This is a genomic window from Ancylobacter sp. Lp-2, assembly GCF_020523795.1.
GTDB lineage: Bacteria > Pseudomonadota > Alphaproteobacteria > Rhizobiales > Xanthobacteraceae > Ancylobacter.
Genome location: NZ_JAJALI010000029.1, coordinates 1 through 891, shown reverse-complemented (window position 1 = coordinate 891; position 891 = coordinate 1). Strand labels below are relative to the sequence as shown.

Sequence of the window (891 nt, the reverse complement as noted above, 5' to 3'; positions counted from 1 at the left end):
ATGGCCGGCGAGCAGCTCGAGCGCCTTGACCAGCGCCGAGTGATCGAGCGCCGCCCCGCCCTGCGCCGCCACCGCGCTGAACAGCTGCTGCGCCACCGCCGTCGCCGGCAGCGCCATCTGCAGCTGCCGCGCCCCGGTCAGCGCCAGGTTCAGGTCCTTCTGGTGCAGCTCGATGCGGAAGCCGGGCGCGAAGGTCCGCTTCACGATCCGCTCGCCATGCACTTCCAGGATACGCGAATTGGCGAAGCCGCCCATCAGCGCCTGCCGCACCTTCGCCGGATCGGCGCCGGCCTTGGAGGCGAACAACAGCGCTTCCGACACCGCCAGGATGTTCAGCGCCACGATGATCTGGTTCGCCACCTTGGTGGTCTGGCCGTCGCCATTGCCGCCGACCAGGGTGATGTTCTTGCCCATCTTCTCGAACAGCGGCTTCACCGTCTCGAAGGCCTTCTCGGGGCCGCCGACCATGATGGTGAGCGAGGCCGCCTTGGCGCCGACCTCGCCGCCCGACACCGGGGCGTCGAGATAGTCGCAGCCGAGATCGTTGATCTTCTTCGCGTATTCCTTGGTCTCCACCGGGGCGATGGAGGACATGTCGACGACGATCTTGCCCGGGGTCAGGCCGGCGGCGACGCCGCCCTCGCCGAACAGCGCCGCGCCGACATGCGGGGTATCGGGCACCATGGTGATGATGATGTCCGAGTTCTTCGCCACCTCGGTGGCGTTGGCGCAGGCGACGCCACCCTTGCCGGTGAGCTCCGCCGGCACCGGCTTGATGTCGTAGAGATACAGCGTGTGACCGGCGTCGATCAGGTGCCCCGCCATCGGCGCGCCCATGATACCCAGACCGACAAATCCTACGTTAGCCATTGTTCTTTTCCTCGCGTCCTA

General features: G+C 67.1%; 1 protein-coding gene. It reads right to left on the bottom strand.

Annotated elements, in window-relative coordinates; all coding sequences use genetic code 11:
- Nucleotides 1–870 (bottom strand): 2-hydroxy-3-oxopropionate reductase (locus LGR54_RS25640; RefSeq protein ID WP_230364786.1); only part of this gene is annotated, 870 nt, incomplete at its 3' end.
- Between the last annotated feature and the right edge of the window lie 21 nt (nucleotides 871–891).